This window comes from Micromonospora sp. NPDC049047 (assembly GCF_040649135.1).
Lineage (GTDB): Bacteria > Actinomycetota > Actinomycetes > Mycobacteriales > Micromonosporaceae > Micromonospora.
On sequence record NZ_JBEZEY010000013.1, the window covers coordinates 13,793 to 32,951 of the forward strand.

Here is a 19,159-nt window from a genome sequence, read left to right on the forward strand (position 1 = left end):
TGTTCGCAACATAAAAACGTAAGTCTCCGCGGCCGGCTGCGAAAGTTCGCGGCGCGGCCACGCACGGGCCGGACGCCGACCCGGGCACCCTGTCTATGACTACTGTCTGTGAGGGCTTTCGGGATGTCAGACCCACCGCCGGCGCCGCTGCTCACCCTCCGGGGCATCGGCAAATCCTTCCTCGGGGTACGCGTGCTCGACGGTGTCGACCTCGATGTCGCGCCGGGCGAGGTGCACGCCGTTGTCGGTGAGAACGGCGCCGGCAAGTCGACCCTCATGAAGATCGTGTCCGGCGGGTACGCCCCGGACGAGGGCAGCGTCGAGTTCGCCGGTGAGCCCCGCGTCTTCCGTGGCCCCCGGGACGCCCAGCGCGCCGGGGTCGGCATCATCCACCAGGAGTTCAACCTGCTGCCGGAGCGCACCGTCGCGGAGAACGTCTACCTGGGCCACGAGCCGGTCCGGCGCGGGCTTGTCGACCGTCGGGAGATGCTCGACCGCACCACGCGTCTGCTCGCCTCGATCGGGGAGACCACGTTGCCCGCCGACGCCCGGGTGGGGCAGCTCGGTGTCGCCCAACAACAGGTGGTCGAGATCGCCAAGGCGCTCGCCCTGGACGCGCGGCTGCTCATCATGGACGAGCCGACCGCCGCGCTCGCCGACCACGAGGTCGAGCTGCTCTACGGCCTGGTGCGCCGACTCCAGGAGCGCGGCATCGGCCTGCTGTACGTCTCGCACCGGCTCGCCGAGGTCTTCGACCTGTCCAGCCGGATCACGGTCCTGAAGGACGGCCGCCGGGTGACCACAGTGGAGACCGCGGACACCAGCGCGGACGAGTTGGTCCGACACATGGTCGGCCGGGAGCTGTCGAGTTACTACCCCGATCGGGCCGATCCCGACGACCCCGGTCCGGTGCGGCTCACCGTCCGTGCCGGGGGCAACCGGAAACTCCGCGACATCGACATTGAGTTGCGGGCCGGCGAGGTGCTCGGCATCGGCGGCCTCCAGGGCTCCGGCCGATCCGCGCTGGCGCGTGCGCTCTTCGGGGTGGCCCCGTTCACCACCGGCGAGGTCACTGTTGACGGTCGGCAGCTGCGGCTGCGCTCGCCACGCACCGCGATGCGGGCCGGCATCGCCTACGTCACCGAGGACCGTAAGGGCGAGGGGATCGTCCCCCGGCAGTCGGTGCTCGACAACGCGCTGCTCGCCAGCCGGGCCGTCTTCGCCGCCCGCTCTGGCCGCGCGGCCCGCACCGGTCGGGTACGCGATCTGCTCGCCGCCGTGGAGGTCCGCGCCGCGGGCGACGACCAGGAGATCCGATTCCTGTCCGGCGGGAACCAGCAGAAGGTCGTCCTGGCCCGGTGGCTCGCGCTCAACCCGCAGATCCTGCTCTTCGACGAGCCGACCCGCGGCATCGACGTGGGCGCGAAGTCGGCAATCCACGACCTCGTCCGACGTCTCGCCCGCGACGGTGCGGCGGTGCTGATGATCTCGTCCGACCTGCCCGAGCTGTTGGGCATGAGCGACCGGATCGTCGTCCTGCGCGACGGTCGGATCGTGGGTGAACTACCAGCCGGCGCGAGCGAGGAAGACGTGGTCACCCTGGCGATCGGGGCCGCGCGGGAGGCTGCCGCATGAGCGCCCTGACGCTCCTGCCGGCCCGCCGCCCCGTACCCGGCGTGTTCGTGGCCCTGGCCCTCACCCTCGTGATCGGCTGGCTTGTCGTCCTCGTCGACGGCGGTCAGCTCTTCAACCAGTCCACGACGGTGAGCCTGCTGCACGTGGCGGCCGGCCTCGGGCTCGTCGCCGTCGGCCAGACCCTTGTCATCCTCGGCGGCTCGCTCGACCTGTCGGTGGCGTACGTGATCAGCCTCAGCACCCTGGTCGCGGCCGAGACGATGAACGGCAGCGACGGCGCGTTGCTACCGGCGATCGGCCTGGCGCTCGTGGTCAGCGCCGGCGTCGGGCTGCTCAACGGGCTGCTCGTCACCAAACTGCGCATCAACGCGTTCATCGCGACCCTCGGCGTCGGGCTGCTGCTCAAGGGATACCTCGACAACGGCTACGACGGGCCGGCCGGCACCACCGCGCCCGCACTCGTGCAGTCGCTCGGCTACCAGCGCATCGGCCCGGTGCCGGTGTCGTTCCTGCTGCTTGTCGCGGTGACCGCGGCGGCCTGGTTCGCGCTCTCGAAGACCCGCTTCGGTCACCACCTGGTCGCCGTCGGCGGAGACCCGGAGGTGGCCCGGCTCTCCGGCGTCCGCAACGACCGGGTCCTGGTCACGGCCCACGTGCTCTGTTCGATGTGTGCCGGGCTCGCCGGTGTCTACCTCGCCAGTCGGCTCGGCTCGGGCGCGCCCCGGGTGGGCACCGAGGGCCTCTACGACCTGGAGTCGATAGCTGCGGTGGTGATCGGCGGAACCGCCCTCGCCGGTGGGCGCGGTGGTGTCATCGGCACGGTCGGGGGAGTGCTGCTGCTCGCCAGCATCGACGCGATCTTCAACCAGTTGGAGGTCGACGCCTTCTTCAAGCAGGTGATCCGGGGCGCGATCATCATCGCCGCGGTGGCCGTCTACGCCCGTCGGACCATGCGAAAGGCGGCTGCCTAGCCATGCAGACAGTTCAGCGTCGTACGCTGCCACTGCGTCTCCCGCGGCTCCGCCCCGGTGGCCTGCTGCCGATCCTCGCGATCCTCGCCGTGCTCGTGGTGCTCGTCGGCGTCCGCCAGCCCGACTTCCTCGCCCCCGCGTCGCTGATGTCGTTCCTCGGGCGTTCGGCGCCGATCATCCTGCTCGCCGCCGGCCAGTACTTCGTGATCGTCTCCGGCGAGTTCGATCTCTCGGTCGGCTCCCTGGTCACCGCGCAGGTGGTGGTCGCCGCCCGGCTCATCGACAGTGACCCGGCGCGTACCTGGCCCGTGGTGCTGCTCCTGCTCGCCTTCGGCGCGCTCGTCGGGTTGGTGAACGGCCTGATCACCACACGGCTGCGGGTGCCGTCGTTCATCACGACGCTCGGCATGTTCCTGATCCTGGTCGGCGCCGTCTACCTGTGGTCCGACGGCGCGCCCAAGGGTGGGCTCTCGGAGGAGTTCCGCCGCTACGGTCGGCGGGCCTTCGAGGACGTGCCGCTGCTCGGTCGCGTGCCCTACGCGCTGCTGATCCTCGTGGCCATGGCGGTGCTGGCAGTGCTGCTGATGCGGTCCGACTTCGGCCGGACGCTCGTCGCCGTCGGCGACAATCCGCGCACCGCCGAGTTGAGCGGGGTACGCGTCTGGCGTACCCGGACGATCGCCTTCATCCTCAGCGGGCTCGTGGCGGCGGTCGCGGCGATCCTCCTGGGCGGCTACAGCGGTGTGTCGTTCCAGGCCGGCGTCGGCCTGGAGTTCGGTGCGATCACCGCGGTCGTCCTCGGTGGGGTAGCGCTGGGCGGCGGTCGCGGTTCGGTCGTCGGCGCGATGCTCGGTGCGCTGACCCTCGAACTTCTCTTCGCCCTCATGAATTTCTACGGCGTCTCCGGCGCCCTCAAGTCGACCGTCCAGGGCGGGATCATCCTGCTCGCCGTGGCGGTCTCGGCAACGCGTTCTTCGTCGAGATAAAGGGGAACCATAGTGCGACGTTCCATGGCGGCGTTGGCCGCTGTCACCTTGCTGTCCCTCGCCGCCTGTGCCACGGATGAGCCGGGCGCGAGCCCGTCGGGCAGCCCGCCCGCCGCCGGGTCGGGCACCGGGGAGCAGTCGAAGTTCTTCGTGCAGGCCGACTACGACGCCGAGCTCGCGCTGCTCGACGCGACCCCGACGGGTCCCGCCGACAAGCCGTGGGAGCAGGTGCTCAACCCGAAGATGGTGGACACCGCCAAGTTCAAGAAGAGCGGCCCGCACAAGATCTGCTTCTCGAACGCGGCGCTCAACAACCCGTGGCGGCAGGTCGGGTTCAAGACCATGCAGGCCGAGGTCGAGGCGCAGAAGAGCCGGATCAAGGAGTTCGTGCACGTCGACGCCGAGGGCAAGGACCAGAAGCAGATCGCGGACATCAACGATCTGCTCGGCAAGGGCTGCGACGCGCTCATCGTCTCACCGAACACCACCGCCACGCTCACCCCGGCCGTCGAGGCGGCCTGCCAGGCGGGCCTGCCGGTGATCGTCTTCGACCGGGGCGTCAACACGAAGTGCCCGGTGACGTTCATCAACCCCATCGGCGGCTACGGGTTCGGCCACGTCGGCGCCGACTTCGTCAGCCAGAAGATGAAGCCCGGCGGCAAGGTCCTCGCCCTGCGGATCCTGCCCGGCGTCGACGTCCTGGAGACCCGCTGGTCGGCCGCGAAGGTGGCGTTCGACAAGGCGAAGGTCGACGTCGTGGGCGTCGAGTTCACCGACGGCGACCCGGCCAAGACCAAGAAGATCGTCGACGACTACATCCAGCGGTACGGCACCATCGACGGTGTCTGGATGGACGCCGGGGCGACGGCCGTCGCGGCGGTCGAGGCGTTCCAGGACGCGGGTAAGCCGGTGCCGCCGATGAACGGCGAGGACCAGCTCGACTTCCTGAAGATCTGGAAGGACAAGAACCTCACAGCGATCGCGCCGACGTACCCGACCTACCAGTGGCGTACGCCGATCATCGCGGCGCTGCGGATCCTGGACGGCGAGCAGGTGTCCAACCCGTGGAAGCTGCCGCAGCCGACAGTCACCCAGGACAACCTGGACAAGTACCTCGACACGAGCATGCCGCCGCTGCACTACGCGATGTGTGGCTGCACCGACCTGCCCGGCTACCCGCAGCGCTGGAAGTAGGAACAGATGTACGCCATCGGCGTCAACCCGTGGGTGTGGGCCTCGCCGGTCGATGACAAGGCCCTGGCCGAGCTGATCCCGCGGATCGCGGCGTTCGGCTTCGACGCTGTCGAGTTGCCGATCGAACAGCCCGGCGACTGGGATCCGGCCCGCACCCGGGACCTGCTGGCGGAGCACGGCCTCGCCGCCGCCGGGGTCTGCGCGGTCACCCCACCCGGTCGGGAGTTGGTGGACGCCGCGCCAGCGGTCGTCGAGTCGACGGTGGCGTACCTGAGGAAGTGTGTGGCAGACGCGGCGGCCGTCGGCGCTGGATGCGTCGGCGGCCCCGTGTACGCCTCGGTCGGTCGCACCTGGCGGATGTCACAGGCGGCTCGCGCCGCCTGCTACGCGGACTTCCGGCGGGCCCTGGCGCCGGTGGCCGACCTGGCGGGCGAGCACGGCGTGAGCATCGGTGTCGAGGCGCTCAACCGCTACGAGACAAGCGTCGTCAACACGATCGAGCAGACGGTCGAGCTGATCGACGGTCTGCCGTCGAGCGTCGGCATCATGATCGATACCTATCACATGAACATCGAGGAGGCGGATCCCTACGCCGCCCTCGCGGTCGCCGGCCCGCACATCAAGCACGTGCAGGTCAGCGGCACCAATCGGGGCGCACCCGGGGCGGACCACTTCGACTGGCCCCGGTTCTTCACAGTCCTGCGGGACACCGGTTACCAGGGCGCGATCTGCATCGAGTCGTTCACGGGGGAGAACGAGGCGATCGCGACCGCCGCGGCGATCTGGCGTCCGTTGGCACCTTCACAGGACCGTCTCGCCACGGACGGCCTGCGCTATCTCCGGGAGATCCTCGGGTAACCGCCGCCCGGTCCCGGGGAACTCCCGCCCCCTCTAGAGTCAGGAGCACCGTCCCGTGTCCGTCTCCCCCATCCCACCGCTGCGGCGGATGCTGGCCGGCGTTGCCGCGTCCGCACTGACCGCGCTGGTCGCGGTGACCGCCTCGGCGTCCCCCGCGCTCGCGGCCACCACCACCCTCTACGCCTCGCCCGCCGGCGCCGGCACCACCTGCTCGGCAAGCCAACCGTGTTCGCTGTCCGCCGCGCAGACCGCGGTCCGGGCGGCCAACAGCACGATGTCCGGTGACATCGTTGTGGAGTTGGCCGACGGGGTGTACCGACTCTCGGCGCCGATGCGGCTGACCGCCGCCGACTCCGGCAACAACGGCTACCAGGTGATCTGGCGGGCCGCCGCCTCGGCGCGTCCGACGATCACCGGCGCTCGCGCGGTCACCGGTTGGTCGCTCGTCGACTCCGGGAAGAACATCTGGCGGGCCACCGTTCCCGCCGGGCTGGACTCCCGTCAGCTGTACGTCAACGGGGCCGTCGCCACCCGGGCGCGTACCGCCGTCAACCGCGCCGACTTCACCTTCACCACCTCCGGCATGCGGTTCAGCAACAGCGCACTGAACTACCTCAACAACCTCGGTAACCAGAACCGGGTCGAGGTGGAGAGTGTCGGCTCGTTCACCGACAGGTACTCGCCGGTGCAGAGCATCAGCGGCAACTTCCTGACGATGCAGCAGCCCGCCTGGAACAACAACACCTTCGGCTTCGACACCCTGTCCCGCCCGCACCGCGCCGGCCCGTTCTACCTGGCCAACGCGTACGAGTTCCTGGACTCGGCGGGGGAGTGGTATCTCAACCCCGGCAGCGGCCAGCTCAACTACATCCCGCTCGCCGGGCAGAACATGAGCACCGTCAGCGTGGAGCTGCCGCAGTTGCAGTCCCTGGTGAACGTCGGCGGCACCCTTGACGCGCCCGCCCACCACATCTCGTTCAGCGGGATCACCTTCACCGGCACCAGTTGGCTCGGCCCGAGCAGCAGCAACGGCTTCGCCGACCAGCAGACCGGCGCGCACATCGTCGGCTCCTGGGCCCGCCCGTCCGACGCGCTGACCTCCTGCCAGGAGGGCTGCCCGCTGTTCGAGGCGACCCGCCCGAGCTGGGCCCAGATGCCCGCCGCGGTGCAGGTTTCGGCCGCCAACACCATCAGCTTCAGCGACTCCCAGTTCGTCAACCTGGGACAGACGGCCATCGGCATCGGCAACGACGCCAACGCCCACGCCAGCGGCGTCGGCCTGGGCGCCAGCAACATCACCGTCACCCGCTCCGAGATCGCCCGCAACTCCGCCGGTGGCATCGTGGTGGGCGGCGTGCGCGCCGACGCCCACCACCCGAGCGACCAGCGGATGGTCAACCGCAACATCACCATCAGCAACAACCGGGTGCACGACCTCGGCCTTGAGTACCGGGGTGTGGTGTCGATCCTGACCACCTACGTGAACACCTCGCTGGTGTCGCACAACGAGGTCTACAACATGCCGTACACCGGTCTGTCCGTCGGTTACGGCTGGGGCGCCAACGATGCCGGCGGCAGCCAGCACTACGCCAACCGTGGCCTGTACAACTACCAGCCGCGGTACTCGACGGCGACCACCGCGGCCAACAACCAGGTGATCGGCAACTACGTGCACGACGTGATGCAACAGATGACCGACGGCGGCTGCATCTACACGCTCTCGGCGAACCCGGGCGGGTTGATCGCCGAGAACTACTGCCTGCGGACCAACGGCTGGTTCGGGCTCTACTTCGACGAGGGCTCGCGCTACTACACCGCCCGCAACAACGTGTTCTCCTCCACCGGCACCTGGGCCACGGCCAACTACTACTACGCCGAGAACATGGGCAACTTCACTGTCACCAACAACTGGTCGACGAACGGCAGCACGAACGTGACGAACGGAGACCGCGGCAACGTCGTCAACGGCAACGTCACGGTGTCCAACGGCAGTTGGCCGTCCGGTGCGCAGACGGTGCTCAACACGGCCGGTGTGCAGAGCGGTGGCAGCACCAACCCGACGAACGTGCAGATCGTGGGCGCCCAGTCCGGCCGCTGTGTCGAGATCGGCAACTCCAGCACCACCAACGGCACGCAGGCTCAGATCTGGGACTGCATAAGTGGGGCCGCCAACCAGCGGTGGACCCACACCGCGAGCCGTCAGCTCATGGTGTACGGCACCAAGTGCCTGGACGCCTCCGGCCAGGGCACCAGCAACGGGACCACTGTGGTGATCTGGGACTGCAACGGCCAGGCGAACCAGCAGTGGAACGTCAACGCCAACGGCACGATCACCGGGGTGCAGTCGGGTCTCTGCCTGGACGCCAACGGCGCCGCGACGGCGAACGGCACGAAGTTGATCCTGTGGGCCTGCTCCGGCGGCGCCAACCAGCGGTGGCAGCTGCGTAGCTGACAGATCCGCGGGCGCTCGGCCGGCCGCAGTTGGCCGAGGAGCGGTACACCTCAGAGGGATATCCCTCTGAGGTGTACCGCTCACTCCTGTCTCCGCCCCGACGGCAGAGACCGACGGTGGTCGTGGACGGCGGCGAGCACCTCGCTGTCGTCGAGGACGGGTTAAGGCCGGGGGAGTGTCCGTTGTGGCGGGTGTGGGGTTACGGGGATAGTTCGGGCGTGTTTCATTGACGGTCTTGACAGTCGTTGTTAGCGATAACACGATGGCCTTCACGCCGCTCTCGCGTTTGGAGTTCGCCTTGGTCGTGTCGGTCCGCTCGCGTCTCCTGAACACCGCCCGTGCATCCGCTGTGAACAGCCTGAACGCCGCCGCTCGTCACGTCTGGAAGGCACTCGCCCCACGACTTCCCACTGCGCCCGTCGGTCGGCTCCGTCCACTGTGCGCGTTCGCATCGGCGGCCCTCATCGGCGGCGCCGCACTGGTCGTCGCCCCGGCCGCCGCGCACGCCGCCGAAGCATGGTCGCCGCGCTCGTCGTACACCTCGACCGACACCGGCGCCGGCACCTACTCGGTGCCGCTGCTCAACGCCGACGTGCCGGACATCAGCGTCGAGCGGGTGCCGGCCGCCGAGAACGACGAAGGCCGCGACGTCTACTACATGATCAGCACGACGATGCACCTGAGTCCGGGTGCGCCGATCATGAAATCGTACGACCTGGTCAACTGGGAGATCGTCAACTACGTCTTCGACCGGGCGAGCATCGGCGACTCGTTCTCGCTGCGCAACGGCCAGAACTCGTACGGCCAGGGCCAGTGGGCGTCGTCACTGCGCTACCACGACGGCATGTTCTACGCCGTCTTCAACACCAACAACCTCAACGGCGCGTACCTCTACCGCACCGACGACATCGAGAACGGCGCGTGGCGGCGCACCGCCCTCGGCCGAGGCCTGCACGACCCGTCGCTCTTCTTCGACGTCGACGGCACGCCGTACATCTTCTACGGCTCCGGCGGCACCAGCGCGGTACGCCTCAACGCCGACCTGACCGCCGTCGCGCAGGACTACCCGAACATCTTCACCGCGAACAACTACGCCGGTCAGCCGTTCATCGGCGGGCTGTTCGAGGGCGCGCAGGTCTACCACATCGACGGCTGGTACTACGCCGTCATCATCACCTGGCCGTCCGGGCAGGGCCGCCAGGTGGTGATGTTCCGGTCGAAGGACCTGCTCGGGCGTTACACCTCGGCCGGCGGGGTCAACACCTACGAGGCGCGCGGCGTGCTCAACTCCAACGGCTTCGCGCAGGGCAGCCTGGTGCCGATCAGCCGGGCCGACGGCCGGACCGACTGGCACGGCATGTTCTTCCGCGACACGTTCCCGGTCGGGCGGATCCCGGCGCTCATCCCCGCCACCTGGCAGGACGGCTGGCCGACCTTCGGCACCAACGGGGTCGTGCCGGTGAACGGTGTGTTCGACAAGCCGATCCGGCTCAGCCCGGCGCAGGAGGCGTTCGAACGGCAGAAGAGCGTCGTCGCCTCGGACGACTTCGCCAACGACGCGCCGCACAAGGCGTACCAGGACGAGCAGTGGACGGTCCCGGCGCCGCTCGACCCGGCGGAGATCGCGCCCAACGGCTCACGGCTGGACCTGGCGTGGGAGTGGAACCACGCACCGGACAACAGGTACTGGTCACTCACCGACCGCGACGGTTGGCTGCGGTTGACCGCCGGCAAGGTGGTCACCGGCCAGTACGTCTACACGAAACTGTCCAACCGGGCCGAGTTGGCCTGGTTCGAGGAAGCCCGTAACACCCTCTCGCAGCGGACGTTCGGGCCACGGCAGTCGGTGGAGACCCGGATGGACATCTCCGCGATGAAGAACGGGGACGTCGCCGGCCTGGCCGCCTACAACCGCGGCTTCTCGTACGTGGCGGTCAAGCGCGTCGGTGGGGTCAACACGCTCGGCGTGGTCAACCGGTCGCAGCCGTTCGCTGTCGACCTGGACCAGTCGACGCTTGAGAACTTCGTGGCGGGCACGACAGTGGCGCTGGGGGATGCGACAGAGGTGCACGTGAAGGCGGACCTCGACTTCACCTCGCCGGTCGGCCAACTGTGGACCACGTTCTACTACAGCCTCGACGGGTTGACGTGGACCCGGCTGGGCAGCCGCGTCGGCCCGCAGGCGTTGGACGGCAGCCTCGCGCACTTCATGGGCCACCGGGTCGGTCTGTTCAACTACGCGACCCAGGAGACCGGCGGCAGCGTCGACTTCGATCACTACCTGCTCAGCGACACGCTTACCGAGCAGTCCCGGCCGCTGGACACCACAGCCCTGGACGCGGCCATCGCCCACGCGCAGACCCTCGACGCCCGCCACTACCCGGCCGACGCCTGGGCCGCGACGCGGTCCGCACTCGCGGCGGCGACGTCGGCGCGCGCCGAGGGGTTCGGCACCCAGAACCAGATCGACGCCCCGGAGCGGGCGCTCAGCTACCAGCTGGCCCGGCTCGGCGTGCTGGCGGCACTACCGGTCACGGTCACCGCCCAGGCGCGGTGTCTGGCCGGCAAGGCGTACGTGGCGGTGCAGGCCCGCAACGACTCGGACGCACCGGTCGGGATCACCGTGGAGACGCCGTACGGGAACCGGTCCTTCCCGACAGTGGCCCCGGGTGCCAACGTCTACCAGTCCTTCCACACCAGGGCCGCAGCGTTGCCGGCCGGTTCGGCGACGGTCCGGGTCACCGGGGCGATCGGTGGTCGGGACGTGACCACCGTACGCACGGCGCAGCACCCCGCCACCTCCTGCGACGGATAACCCACCACGAGCCTTCGGCTCACCGACCACCACCGGCGACCGGCCGGGCGGCGCGGAACAGCGAACCTGTCCCGCGCCGCCGGCCGCGGTCGAGCCGGTGGCGACAGTCGACCCCTGATGTCCGGACCACCCATCACCACCGATCCCCCGTACGCCGATGACCGCACGTCAGAGATGAAGGAGGATGTTCCGTGGCACAACGAATGCGACGGGCGACCCGAGGACGGGTCGCCGCGCTCGCGACGGTCGGCCTGATGCTGGCCGCAGGGTTCGTCACCGGGGCGGCGCCGGTCCAGGCCGCCGACGCGGATCTCATCGTCAACGGCGGGTTCGAGGACGGCCTGGCCAGTTGGTTCGTCAACAATGGCAATGCCGCCGACGGCGCCCAGTTGTCGGCCACCTCGGATGCCTTCTCGGGCGCGACCGCCGCGCTCGTGACCAGCCGGACGACCACCGGGTCCGGGCCGATGCAGGACCTCAGCGGCAAGGTGCAGGCCGGCCAGGCCTACACCCTGACGGCCCGCATCAAGTACGAGAACCCGAACGGCCCGGCCACCAAGCAGTTCTTCGCCACCATGCACTACGGCGGCGGCACCTACACCAACCTGGTGAGCGTCACCGCCACGAAGGGCCAGTGGGCGCAGTTCAACGGGACGTTCACGATCCCGTCGGGGCAGGTCGTGTCGACGGCACGACTGTTCTTCGAGACCCCGTGGACGGCCACGCCGGCCACCGATCCGGACCTGCACCTGATGGACTTCACGCTCGACGACGTGTCGGTGGTCGGCGCCGCGCCGCCCGCGCCGGCGTCGAAGACGATCGAGGTCGTCGGAAAGCTGCCCGGGGAGCACAACCCGTTGATCGGGCACAAGTTCGGCGCCGACGGCTTCGGCTTCGTGCACGACGGCCGGGTGTACATGTACCTGACGAACGACACCCAGGGCTACGCCCCGAATCCGGCCACCGGCGTCTCGCCGGGCATCAACTACGGCGACATCAACCAGATCACGGTGATCTCCTCGCAGGACCTGGTGAACTGGACCGACCACGGTGAGATCCAGGTCGCCGGCCCGAACGGGGTCGCGCCGTTCACCACCAACTCGTGGGCGCCGGGCATCACCAAGAAGGTGGTGAACGGTCAGGAGAAGTTCTTCCTCTACTACGCCAACGGTGGCGGTTCCAGCAACGTGATCACGGGTGCGTCGCCGCTCGGCCCGTGGACCAGCGAACGCACCAGCACGCTGATCAACGGCAGCACCCCCGGTGCGGAGGACGTGGCGTGGAAGTTCGACCCGGCCCCGTTCGTGGATGACGACGGCCAGCCGTACCTCTACTTCGGTGGCGGCCCCGCGTCGACGAGCATGCCGCCGGCCGAGCGCTTCAACAACCCGAAGAACATCCGGGCGATCGAACTCGACGACAGCATGGTCGCGACCCAGGGCACGGCAGCGGTTGTCGACGCTCCTGTCGCGTTCGAGGCGGGTCACGTCTTCAAGCGCGAGGGCAGGTACTACTTCTCGTACTCGTCGCACTTCGGCGGCAACGACTTCGGTGGCAGTCAGCAGCCGCTGCCCGGCTACCCCGGGGGTGGCCAGATCGGCTACCTGATCTCCGACAACCCGATGTCGTGGCCGAAGGAGACCTACGCGGGCGTGCTCTTCCCGAACCAGTCACAGTTCTTCGGAGCCGGCACCGGTGGCAACAACCACCAGTCGGTCTTCGAGTTCGAGGGCAAGTACTACTTCACCTACCACGCCCCGACGTTGAACAAGCGCATCAACGGCAACACGACTCAGGGGTACCGCAGCCCGCACATCCAGGAGTTGGCCTTCAACCCGGACGGCACGATCCAGCAGGTGGTCGGCACCTACGCCGGGGTGAACCAGGTCCGCGACTTCGACCCGTACCGGGTCTTCGAGGCCGAGACCTTCGGCTGGAGCAAGGGCGTCGCGACCACGAAGGTCGACGGCAGCTCCGCCCAGTTCGGCGGCGCGGCACCGAACCTGGTGGTCCGCGACATCGACAACGGCGACTGGACCGCGCTGTCGTCGGTGAACTTCGGCGCCAACGGCGCGCAGCGCGTGACCGCGAAGGTGCGGGCGCTCGCCGCCGGCGGGCAGATCCAGGTCCGGCTGGACACCGCCACCGGTCCCGTGGTCGGCACGGTCCCGGTCGACACACCTGTCGGCCAGTGGGCCGAGGTGACCGCCGAACTCGAGGGCGTCAGCGGCGTCCACGACGTCTACTTCACCTACACCGGCCCGGCGGGCGTCGACCTCTTCGAGCTCGACACCTGGTCCTTCCGGGCGGCCACCCTCGAACTGCCTGTCACTGTCACCGCGTCGGCGCGGTGCGTCGGCGGCAAGGTCTACGTCGCCGTGCAGGCGCGCAACGACAGCGACGCGCCGGTGGGGATCACCGTGCAGAGCCCGTACGGCGAGCGCTCGTTCGCGGCAGTCGCGCCGGGTGCGAACGCGTACCAGTCGTTCAACACGCGGGCCGTCTCGGTGCCGGCGGGTTCGGCGACGGTCCGGGTGACCGGGGCGATCGGCGGACAGGACGTGACGACCGTCCGCACCGTGCAACATCCCGCCGGCACCTGCGGCGGATGACCCTTGATGGCTGAGAACGGAGACCAGATGAACACAGACAAACGGCGGCGGATGCTCGCGGCCGGCGCCGTCGGAGCGGTGCTGGCCGGGGCGGCGGTGCTGCCGTCGCCCGCCCTGGCCGACCCCGACGACGACGCCAGCGTCCGGGTCACCGTCGACATCGACGAGATCCGGGAACCGGGCGTCCTGGCCCTCTCCATCGCCGGTGACGCGGTCGCGCTGTCCGAGGACGGCTCGACCCTGCTGGTCCGCCAGTTCGTCGGTACGCTGCCGACGGTGACGGTCACCGACACCCGCGTCGCCGACGAGGTGCCCGACGGGGCTGCCTGGGCGGTGCTCGGCAGCGCTACCGACTTCGCGGGCAGCTCCGGCCAGGCGCCGATCACCGCCGACCACTTCGGCTGGAAGCCCCGCCTGCTCGACGGCGGGGAGACCGGTCTGGTCACCGAGGGCGAGGAGGTGGTGACCGCGTTGGACGAGGCGACCCTGCCGGGCAACAACGTCGGCCTCGTCGACCAGGAGCTGCTTGTCTCGGCCTTCGACTCGGAGGCGGTGGCCAGCGACTCGTACTCCGTGAACGCCGACCTGTACCTGCGCACTCCGGCGGAGGTCGCCGCCGGCGAGTACAGCTCGACGCTCACGCTCTCCCTGTTCGAGTAGTGCTGTGGCGGGGGCCCGGAGTGGGCCCCCGCCACACCTCGCCTGCCGAAGGGCCCATCGTCATGACCGTCTCCCCGCTGCGCCGGGCGCTCACCGTCCTCGCCGTCGTGACCCTCGCGGTGACGGCCGCGCCGACCGTGGCGGCGGCGGAACCAGACCCGAAGGCGTTGACCTGGACGGTCCAGCCGGCCACCCCGAGCGGTCCCGACCAACGCCGGTGGATCAACGCCAGCCTCGACCCGGGGCAGGTGGTGACCGAGCACCTGGCGGTCCGCAACTTCAGCCGGAACGCTGTCGCCTTCTCCCTGAAGGCCGCCGACGGCTACCTCACCGACAAGGGTCGCTTCAACATGTTGTCGTCCGACCGTCCCTCGGTCGACGGAGGCACCTGGATCGACGTACGGGAGAAGGTCACCGTCGGCCCCGGCGAGACGCGGGTGGTGCCGTTCACGATCACGGTCCCCAGGGCTGCCACGCCCGGGGACCACCCGGCCGGCATCGCCGCGACCGTCACCAGCACCGGTGGCACGGTAAACGTCGAGAGCAGGGTCGGCTTCCGGGTGATGGTGCGGGTCAACGGAACCGCCCAGGCCGCGCTGTCCGTCCGGGACCTCAACGCGACGTACACCTCGTCGTGGAATCCCTTCGCCGGTGGCACCGTCCGGGTCCGCTACACGGTGCAGAACGACGGCAATGTCTGGGTCAGCGGGACGAGCCGCGTCGCGGTGTCCGACCTGCTCGGCCGGACCGATCACGACGCCACCGGTCAGGTCGAGGAGCTGCTGCCGGGCGGTACGCGGCAGATCGATACCCGCGCCGACGGTATCTGGGCGCTGGGCCGCGTCCGGACGACAGTCAGCACGTCACCGACAGTGCTCGGTGACGCTCAGGCCGGCGCCGAGGTGCGGCAGGCGTCCGCCTCCGTCACCACCTGGGTCGTACCGTGGGCACAGCTCGTGCTGCTGTGTCTTGTCGCCGCTCTGCTCCTGGGCGTGCGGGCGGTGCTCCGGCACCGGCGGCGTCGGCTGGCCGGGCTGCTCGCCCGCGCCCGGCAGGAGGGCCGGGACGCGGTCCTCGTCGGCGGTTCGCCCGCCGGTCCCGAACCCGACGCGGGCGACGCCTCCCGATAGGCCACCGCACGCCGGGCACTGCAACAAACCTGCAAGCGCCAAACCTTGCCCCGAGGGAAACCGCTTTCCTACCATTGCGTCACATCGATGTTTCATTCATGAGACCGGATGATCGCATTGTGCGTCCGCTGCCAGAGGGTGACGGATGTGTGACGCTCCATCGCGTCCACCAGGGTCTCGTGGATGTCGAAGGCGGCAGAGCAATTCAATGCCGTCAATTCCATGGACGCGCTTGGTGCGGCCGGTCGCGACGGTCGTCGCTGTGCGTCGCGAGAGCCAGACGAATGTGGAGTGAGGCGAGATGAGACGACCAGTTGCGTTGCGATATCAGGCGGCGTTGGCCACGGCGGCCGTGGGGATCGCGATCGGGGTGGCGCTGCCCACCCCCCAGGCGTCGGCGGCGGTCGGCAGCGCCACCGGTTACGCCACCCAGAACGGCGGGACCACCGGCGGCGCGGGCGGGCCGACGGTACGGGCCACCACGGGCACGGCGATCCATGCCGCGCTGTGTGGTCGGGCCAGCAGCAGCACCCCGATCGTCATCGAGGTCACCGGCACCATCAACCACGGCAACACCACAAAGGTGTCCGGGTCGAGCTGCAACACCGCGGCCGGCGTGATCGAGTTCAAGCAGATCAGCAACGTCACCATCATCGGGGTCGGCAGCGGGGCCGTCTTCGACCAGCTCGGCATCCACATCCGTGACTCCAGCAACATCATCATCCAGAACGTGACAGTCCGGAACGTCAAGAAGTCGGGCTCGCCCACCTCGAACGGCGGGGATGCCATCGGCATGGAGAGCACGGTCCGCAACGTCTGGGTCGACCACGTGACCCTGGAGGCCTCGGGCGGGGAGTCGGAGGGGTACGACGGACTCTTCGACATGAAGGACAACACCCAGTACGTGACGCTGTCCTACAGCATACTGCGCAACTCCGGGCGGGGCGGCCTCATCGGGTCCAGTGAGAGCGACCTGTCGAACGGCTTCATCACCTTCCACCACAACCTGTACGAGAACATCGACTCCCGCACACCGCTGCTGCGCGGTGGCACGGCCCACATCTACAACAACCACTACGTGAGCCTGCACGAGTCCGGGATCAACTCGCGGGCCGGCGCCAAGGCCAAGGTGGAGAACAACTACTTCCGCGACTCCAAGGACGTGCTCGGCACCTTTTACACCAGCGAGCGCGGCTACTGGCAGGTCAGCGGCAACATCCTCGACAACGTGACCTGGTCCGGCGCCGGCAGCGAGACCTACCCCGCCGGCCCCAACCTGACGTCGACCACCACCGTCAGCATCCCGTACCCGTACACCCTCGACGGAGCGACCTGCGTTCCGGAGATCGTCCGGCAGACGGTGGGCGCCAACACGGGCCTGCGGGTGTCGAACGGCAGTTGCTCGCCGCAGACCCCGCCGCCGACCACTCCTGCGCCGACCACCCCGCCGCCCACGACGCCACCGCCGACCACCCCGCCGCCGTCCGGTGGGACCAACCTCAGCCTCGGTGCCGGTGCCGACGGTTCCAGCAAGGCCAGTGGGACGAGCTACGGCAACGTGCGCGACGGCAACCTCGCCACCTACTGGTCGCCGGCCGGATCGACAGGCACCATCTCGATCAAATGGGGCTCGGCCACCCGGGTGTCCCGCGTGATCATCCGGGAGCCGTCCGGCACGCAGGGCTCGATCGGGTCCTGGCAGCTGATCAACAACGACAACGGGGTCGTGCTGGCCTCCGGTAGCGGGGCGGGCTCGATCACCTTCTCCGCGACCACGTTGAGCAAGATCAACTTCAAGATCAACAGCTCCGGTGGTACGCCGCGCGTCGGCGAGTTCGAGACGTACGCCAGTTGACCGCCGAGCGGGCGGGAGTGGCCGGTGCTGCCGCTCCCGCCCGCGAGCGTCGGTCGATCAGGAGGCAGGTGCCACCCGGTTCGGGGTCGATTCAGCTCTGCTTGGTCTCCCAGAAGATCTTCGAGATCTCCTCGATTTTGCCGAGCAGCCGTTCGGCGACCGCCGGGTCGGCGGCGCCCTTCGCGCCACCGGCACCGGCCAGCTTGGTGGCCTCGTTGAAGAGATCGTGCAGCTGGGGGTACTTCTCGAAGTGCGGCGCCTTGAAGTAGTCGGTCCACAGGACCCAGAGGTGGTGCTTGACCAGCTCGGCGCGCTGCTCCTTGATGATCAACGCCCGGGTCCGGAACTCCGGATCGTCGCTGGCCTGGTACTTCTCGGAGATCGCCTTGATCGACTCTGCCTCGATCCGGGCCTGGGCCGGGTCGTACACGCCGCAGGGCAGGTCGCAGTGGGCGCTCGCGACGGTACGCGGGCGGAGAAGGCGGGGCAGGTGCATGAGATTCCCTCCGACGACAGGCTGAGGTGACGCACGGGAGGTTAAGACCTCAACCGCACTTCATGTCAAGGTCACGCCGTCGCATGGCGTTGCCTCCGAACGAGGGTCAGCAGCGCGGCGTGTGTCGGCTGGTCGGCGGCGACCACGAGACCGTTCCCGCCGGTGTCGAGCGGTTCGCCGTCGAGCCCGGTGACCACGCAACCGGCTGCGTGGCAGAGGGCGATTCCGGCCGCGAAGTGGACGCTGCGGCTCAGGTCGTGGCGGTCCGTCACGTAGGCGGCGCGGCGACCGGCGGCGACCCACGCCACCGCCAGGGTGGTGGAGACCACCCGTGGCTGGAACCTGTCGATGAAGTCCTCGTCGGCGAGCATCCGGGCGGCCAGGAAGACGTCCCGGCTGGGAAACGGCGGGTCGAGGTTGACGTCGACAAGCTTCGACTCGGCAGACGGGACAAGACGTTCGTCAGTGCCGGCGCTGCGGACGTACGCGGCGCCGCCGTCGGTCCAGAACACCTCACCGCTGAACGGGTCCGCCGACGCGGCCACGGCGCCGCCCGTTCCGGTGTGCAGCGCGACGTTGACCGCGACAAGCGTGGTGCGGGCGGCGTAGTTCAGAGTGCCGCAGAGCGGGTCGACGAGCCAGGTGCGTCCGTTCTCGCCGGTGCCCGTGCGTCCGCTCTCCTCGCCCACCACGACGTCGTGCGGACGCGCTGCGCGCAGGACGTCGAGGATGGCCTTCTCCGCCTCGATGTCGGCGCTGGTGGCGAAGTCGTGTCCGACCTTCGTGATGCGGGTCAGCTGCGACCCGTATCGTGCGCGAACGACAGCCGCTCCGGCCTCCGCCGCCGCGATGGCAACGGCATGGTCTGTGATCGACACGCGTCACTCCTGCAGTTCGGTGATCGCGAACCGACTGGCCACCGCGATCATGATCATTGGAGCGTCGCCGTCGCACTGGTTGACCGAGACCGCTACCCACCGACCCTCGGCCCCCGTCGGCCCCCACACCGTCAGGTCGCCGTAGCAGTCCATGTCGCTCAGCGACTGGAACAGCGCCGGCATCGGTGTGCCGGCCTGCTTGCGGAACAGCGGTACGTGCATCGACACCCTGCGGTGCGGGCCCCAACGGCGGTCCAGCTCACCGACGACAAGGGCCAGGTGCGCCGTGGCGGTCTCCTCGGCCTCGTTCCACTCGGTGCCGTACACACCGACGAGGTCGTCGCTCTCCCACAGCGGAATGATCTGGAAGCCCGCCCCCCGGGTGCCGGTCCACTCCCCGGTGGCCGGGTCACCCTCGCTGACCGTCTCGCCGGCCGTGGGCAAATCGGCGGCGAGCAGCGACGCGACGTCGGACACCGCCCGACCGGTGTCGAACGCCTGACCCGCCCTGGCCGTCACCGGGCTGCTCGTCTCACCGCTCGCCTGCGCCACATCGTCCGCACTGTCCAACTCCCTCGGTTGCCGATCACGATCATCGCTCACCTCGGGCCGGACGG

At 69.2% G+C, this 19,159-nt stretch carries 14 protein-coding genes; 11 read left to right on the top strand and 3 right to left on the bottom strand.

The window, feature by feature from the left end:
• The first annotated feature begins 123 nt into the window (after positions 1-123).
• From AB0B86_RS20745 to AB0B86_RS20795, 11 genes are all read left to right on the top strand, one after another.
• On the top strand, positions 124-1,635 hold the full coding sequence (locus AB0B86_RS20745) for a sugar ABC transporter ATP-binding protein (protein WP_357404504.1): 1,512 nt from the start codon (positions 124-126) through the stop codon (positions 1,633-1,635).
• On the top strand, positions 1,632-2,606 hold the full coding sequence (locus AB0B86_RS20750; RefSeq protein WP_357404502.1) for an ABC transporter permease: 975 nt from the start codon (positions 1,632-1,634) through the stop codon (positions 2,604-2,606). Before AB0B86_RS20745 ends, AB0B86_RS20750 begins: the two co-directional genes overlap by 4 nt.
• 2 nt (positions 2,607-2,608) lie before the next feature.
• Complete coding sequence (locus AB0B86_RS20755) at positions 2,609-3,592, top strand: ABC transporter permease (RefSeq protein ID WP_357404500.1); 984 nt, start codon at positions 2,609-2,611, stop codon at positions 3,590-3,592.
• A gap of 12 nt (positions 3,593-3,604) precedes the next feature.
• Positions 3,605-4,786 carry an ABC transporter substrate-binding protein gene (locus AB0B86_RS20760; RefSeq protein WP_357404498.1) on the top strand — a complete coding sequence of 394 codons (1,182 nt, stop codon included), beginning with the start codon at positions 3,605-3,607 and terminating at the stop codon, positions 4,784-4,786.
• Positions 4,787-4,792: 6 nt separating this feature from the next.
• Complete coding sequence (locus AB0B86_RS20765; RefSeq protein ID WP_357419411.1) at positions 4,793-5,644, top strand: sugar phosphate isomerase/epimerase family protein; 852 nt, start codon at positions 4,793-4,795, stop codon at positions 5,642-5,644.
• A 55-nt stretch (positions 5,645-5,699) separates the two neighbouring features.
• The gene (locus AB0B86_RS20770) at positions 5,700-8,096 is read left to right on the top strand and encodes an RICIN domain-containing protein (RefSeq protein ID WP_357419414.1); all 2,397 of its coding nucleotides are present in this window, start codon (positions 5,700-5,702) and stop codon (positions 8,094-8,096) included.
• 349 nt (positions 8,097-8,445) lie between these two features.
• Positions 8,446-10,911, top strand: a complete 2,466-nt coding sequence (locus tag AB0B86_RS20775; protein ID WP_357419418.1) for a family 43 glycosylhydrolase — start codon at positions 8,446-8,448, stop codon at positions 10,909-10,911.
• A gap of 191 nt (positions 10,912-11,102) precedes the next feature.
• Positions 11,103-13,523 carry a family 43 glycosylhydrolase gene (locus tag AB0B86_RS20780; protein WP_357419420.1) on the top strand — a complete coding sequence of 807 codons (2,421 nt, stop codon included), beginning with the start codon at positions 11,103-11,105 and terminating at the stop codon, positions 13,521-13,523.
• Between the two features lie 27 nt (positions 13,524-13,550).
• On the top strand, positions 13,551-14,183 hold the full coding sequence (locus AB0B86_RS20785; protein WP_357404488.1) for a hypothetical protein: 633 nt from the start codon (positions 13,551-13,553) through the stop codon (positions 14,181-14,183).
• Positions 14,184-14,245: 62 nt separating this feature from the next.
• Positions 14,246-15,313, top strand: a complete 1,068-nt coding sequence (locus AB0B86_RS20790) for a hypothetical protein (RefSeq protein ID WP_357419423.1) — start codon at positions 14,246-14,248, stop codon at positions 15,311-15,313.
• Between the two features lie 301 nt (positions 15,314-15,614).
• On the top strand, positions 15,615-17,168 hold the full coding sequence (locus tag AB0B86_RS20795) for a polysaccharide lyase family 1 protein (protein ID WP_357419425.1): 1,554 nt from the start codon (positions 15,615-15,617) through the stop codon (positions 17,166-17,168).
• Positions 17,169-17,259: 91 nt separating this feature from the next.
• On the opposite strand, the gene sodN is transcribed toward AB0B86_RS20795, so the two are convergent.
• From sodN to AB0B86_RS20810, 3 genes are all read right to left on the bottom strand, one after another.
• Positions 17,260-17,664, bottom strand: coding sequence for a superoxide dismutase, Ni (sodN, locus tag AB0B86_RS20800; RefSeq protein ID WP_357419428.1), 405 nt, complete (start codon positions 17,662-17,664; stop codon positions 17,260-17,262).
• A gap of 71 nt (positions 17,665-17,735) precedes the next feature.
• Positions 17,736-18,542, bottom strand: coding sequence for an inositol monophosphatase family protein (locus AB0B86_RS20805; RefSeq protein ID WP_357419430.1), 807 nt, complete (start codon positions 18,540-18,542; stop codon positions 17,736-17,738).
• A 3-nt stretch (positions 18,543-18,545) separates the two neighbouring features.
• Positions 18,546-19,061, bottom strand: a complete 516-nt coding sequence (locus tag AB0B86_RS20810; protein ID WP_357419433.1) for a hypothetical protein — start codon at positions 19,059-19,061, stop codon at positions 18,546-18,548.
• Positions 19,062-19,159 lie beyond the last annotated feature (98 nt).

Bases quoted from the DNA above. Each gene is read 5' to 3' on its own strand.
- AB0B86_RS20745 (WP_357404504.1), top strand. From the start codon at position 124: ATGTCAGACCCACCGCCGGCGCCGCTGCTCACCCTCCGGGGCATCGGC.
- AB0B86_RS20750 (WP_357404502.1), top strand. From the start codon at position 1,632: ATGAGCGCCCTGACGCTCCTGCCGGCCCGCCGCCCCGTACCCGGCGTG.
- AB0B86_RS20755 (WP_357404500.1), top strand. From the start codon at position 2,609: ATGCAGACAGTTCAGCGTCGTACGCTGCCACTGCGTCTCCCGCGGCTC.
- AB0B86_RS20765 (WP_357419411.1), top strand. From the start codon at position 4,793: ATGTACGCCATCGGCGTCAACCCGTGGGTGTGGGCCTCGCCGGTCGAT.
- AB0B86_RS20785 (WP_357404488.1), top strand. From the start codon at position 13,551: ATGAACACAGACAAACGGCGGCGGATGCTCGCGGCCGGCGCCGTCGGA.
- AB0B86_RS20790 (WP_357419423.1), top strand. From the start codon at position 14,246: ATGACCGTCTCCCCGCTGCGCCGGGCGCTCACCGTCCTCGCCGTCGTG.
- AB0B86_RS20795 (WP_357419425.1), top strand. From the start codon at position 15,615: ATGAGACGACCAGTTGCGTTGCGATATCAGGCGGCGTTGGCCACGGCG.
- sodN (WP_357419428.1), bottom strand. From the start codon at position 17,664: ATGCACCTGCCCCGCCTTCTCCGCCCGCGTACCGTCGCGAGCGCCCAC.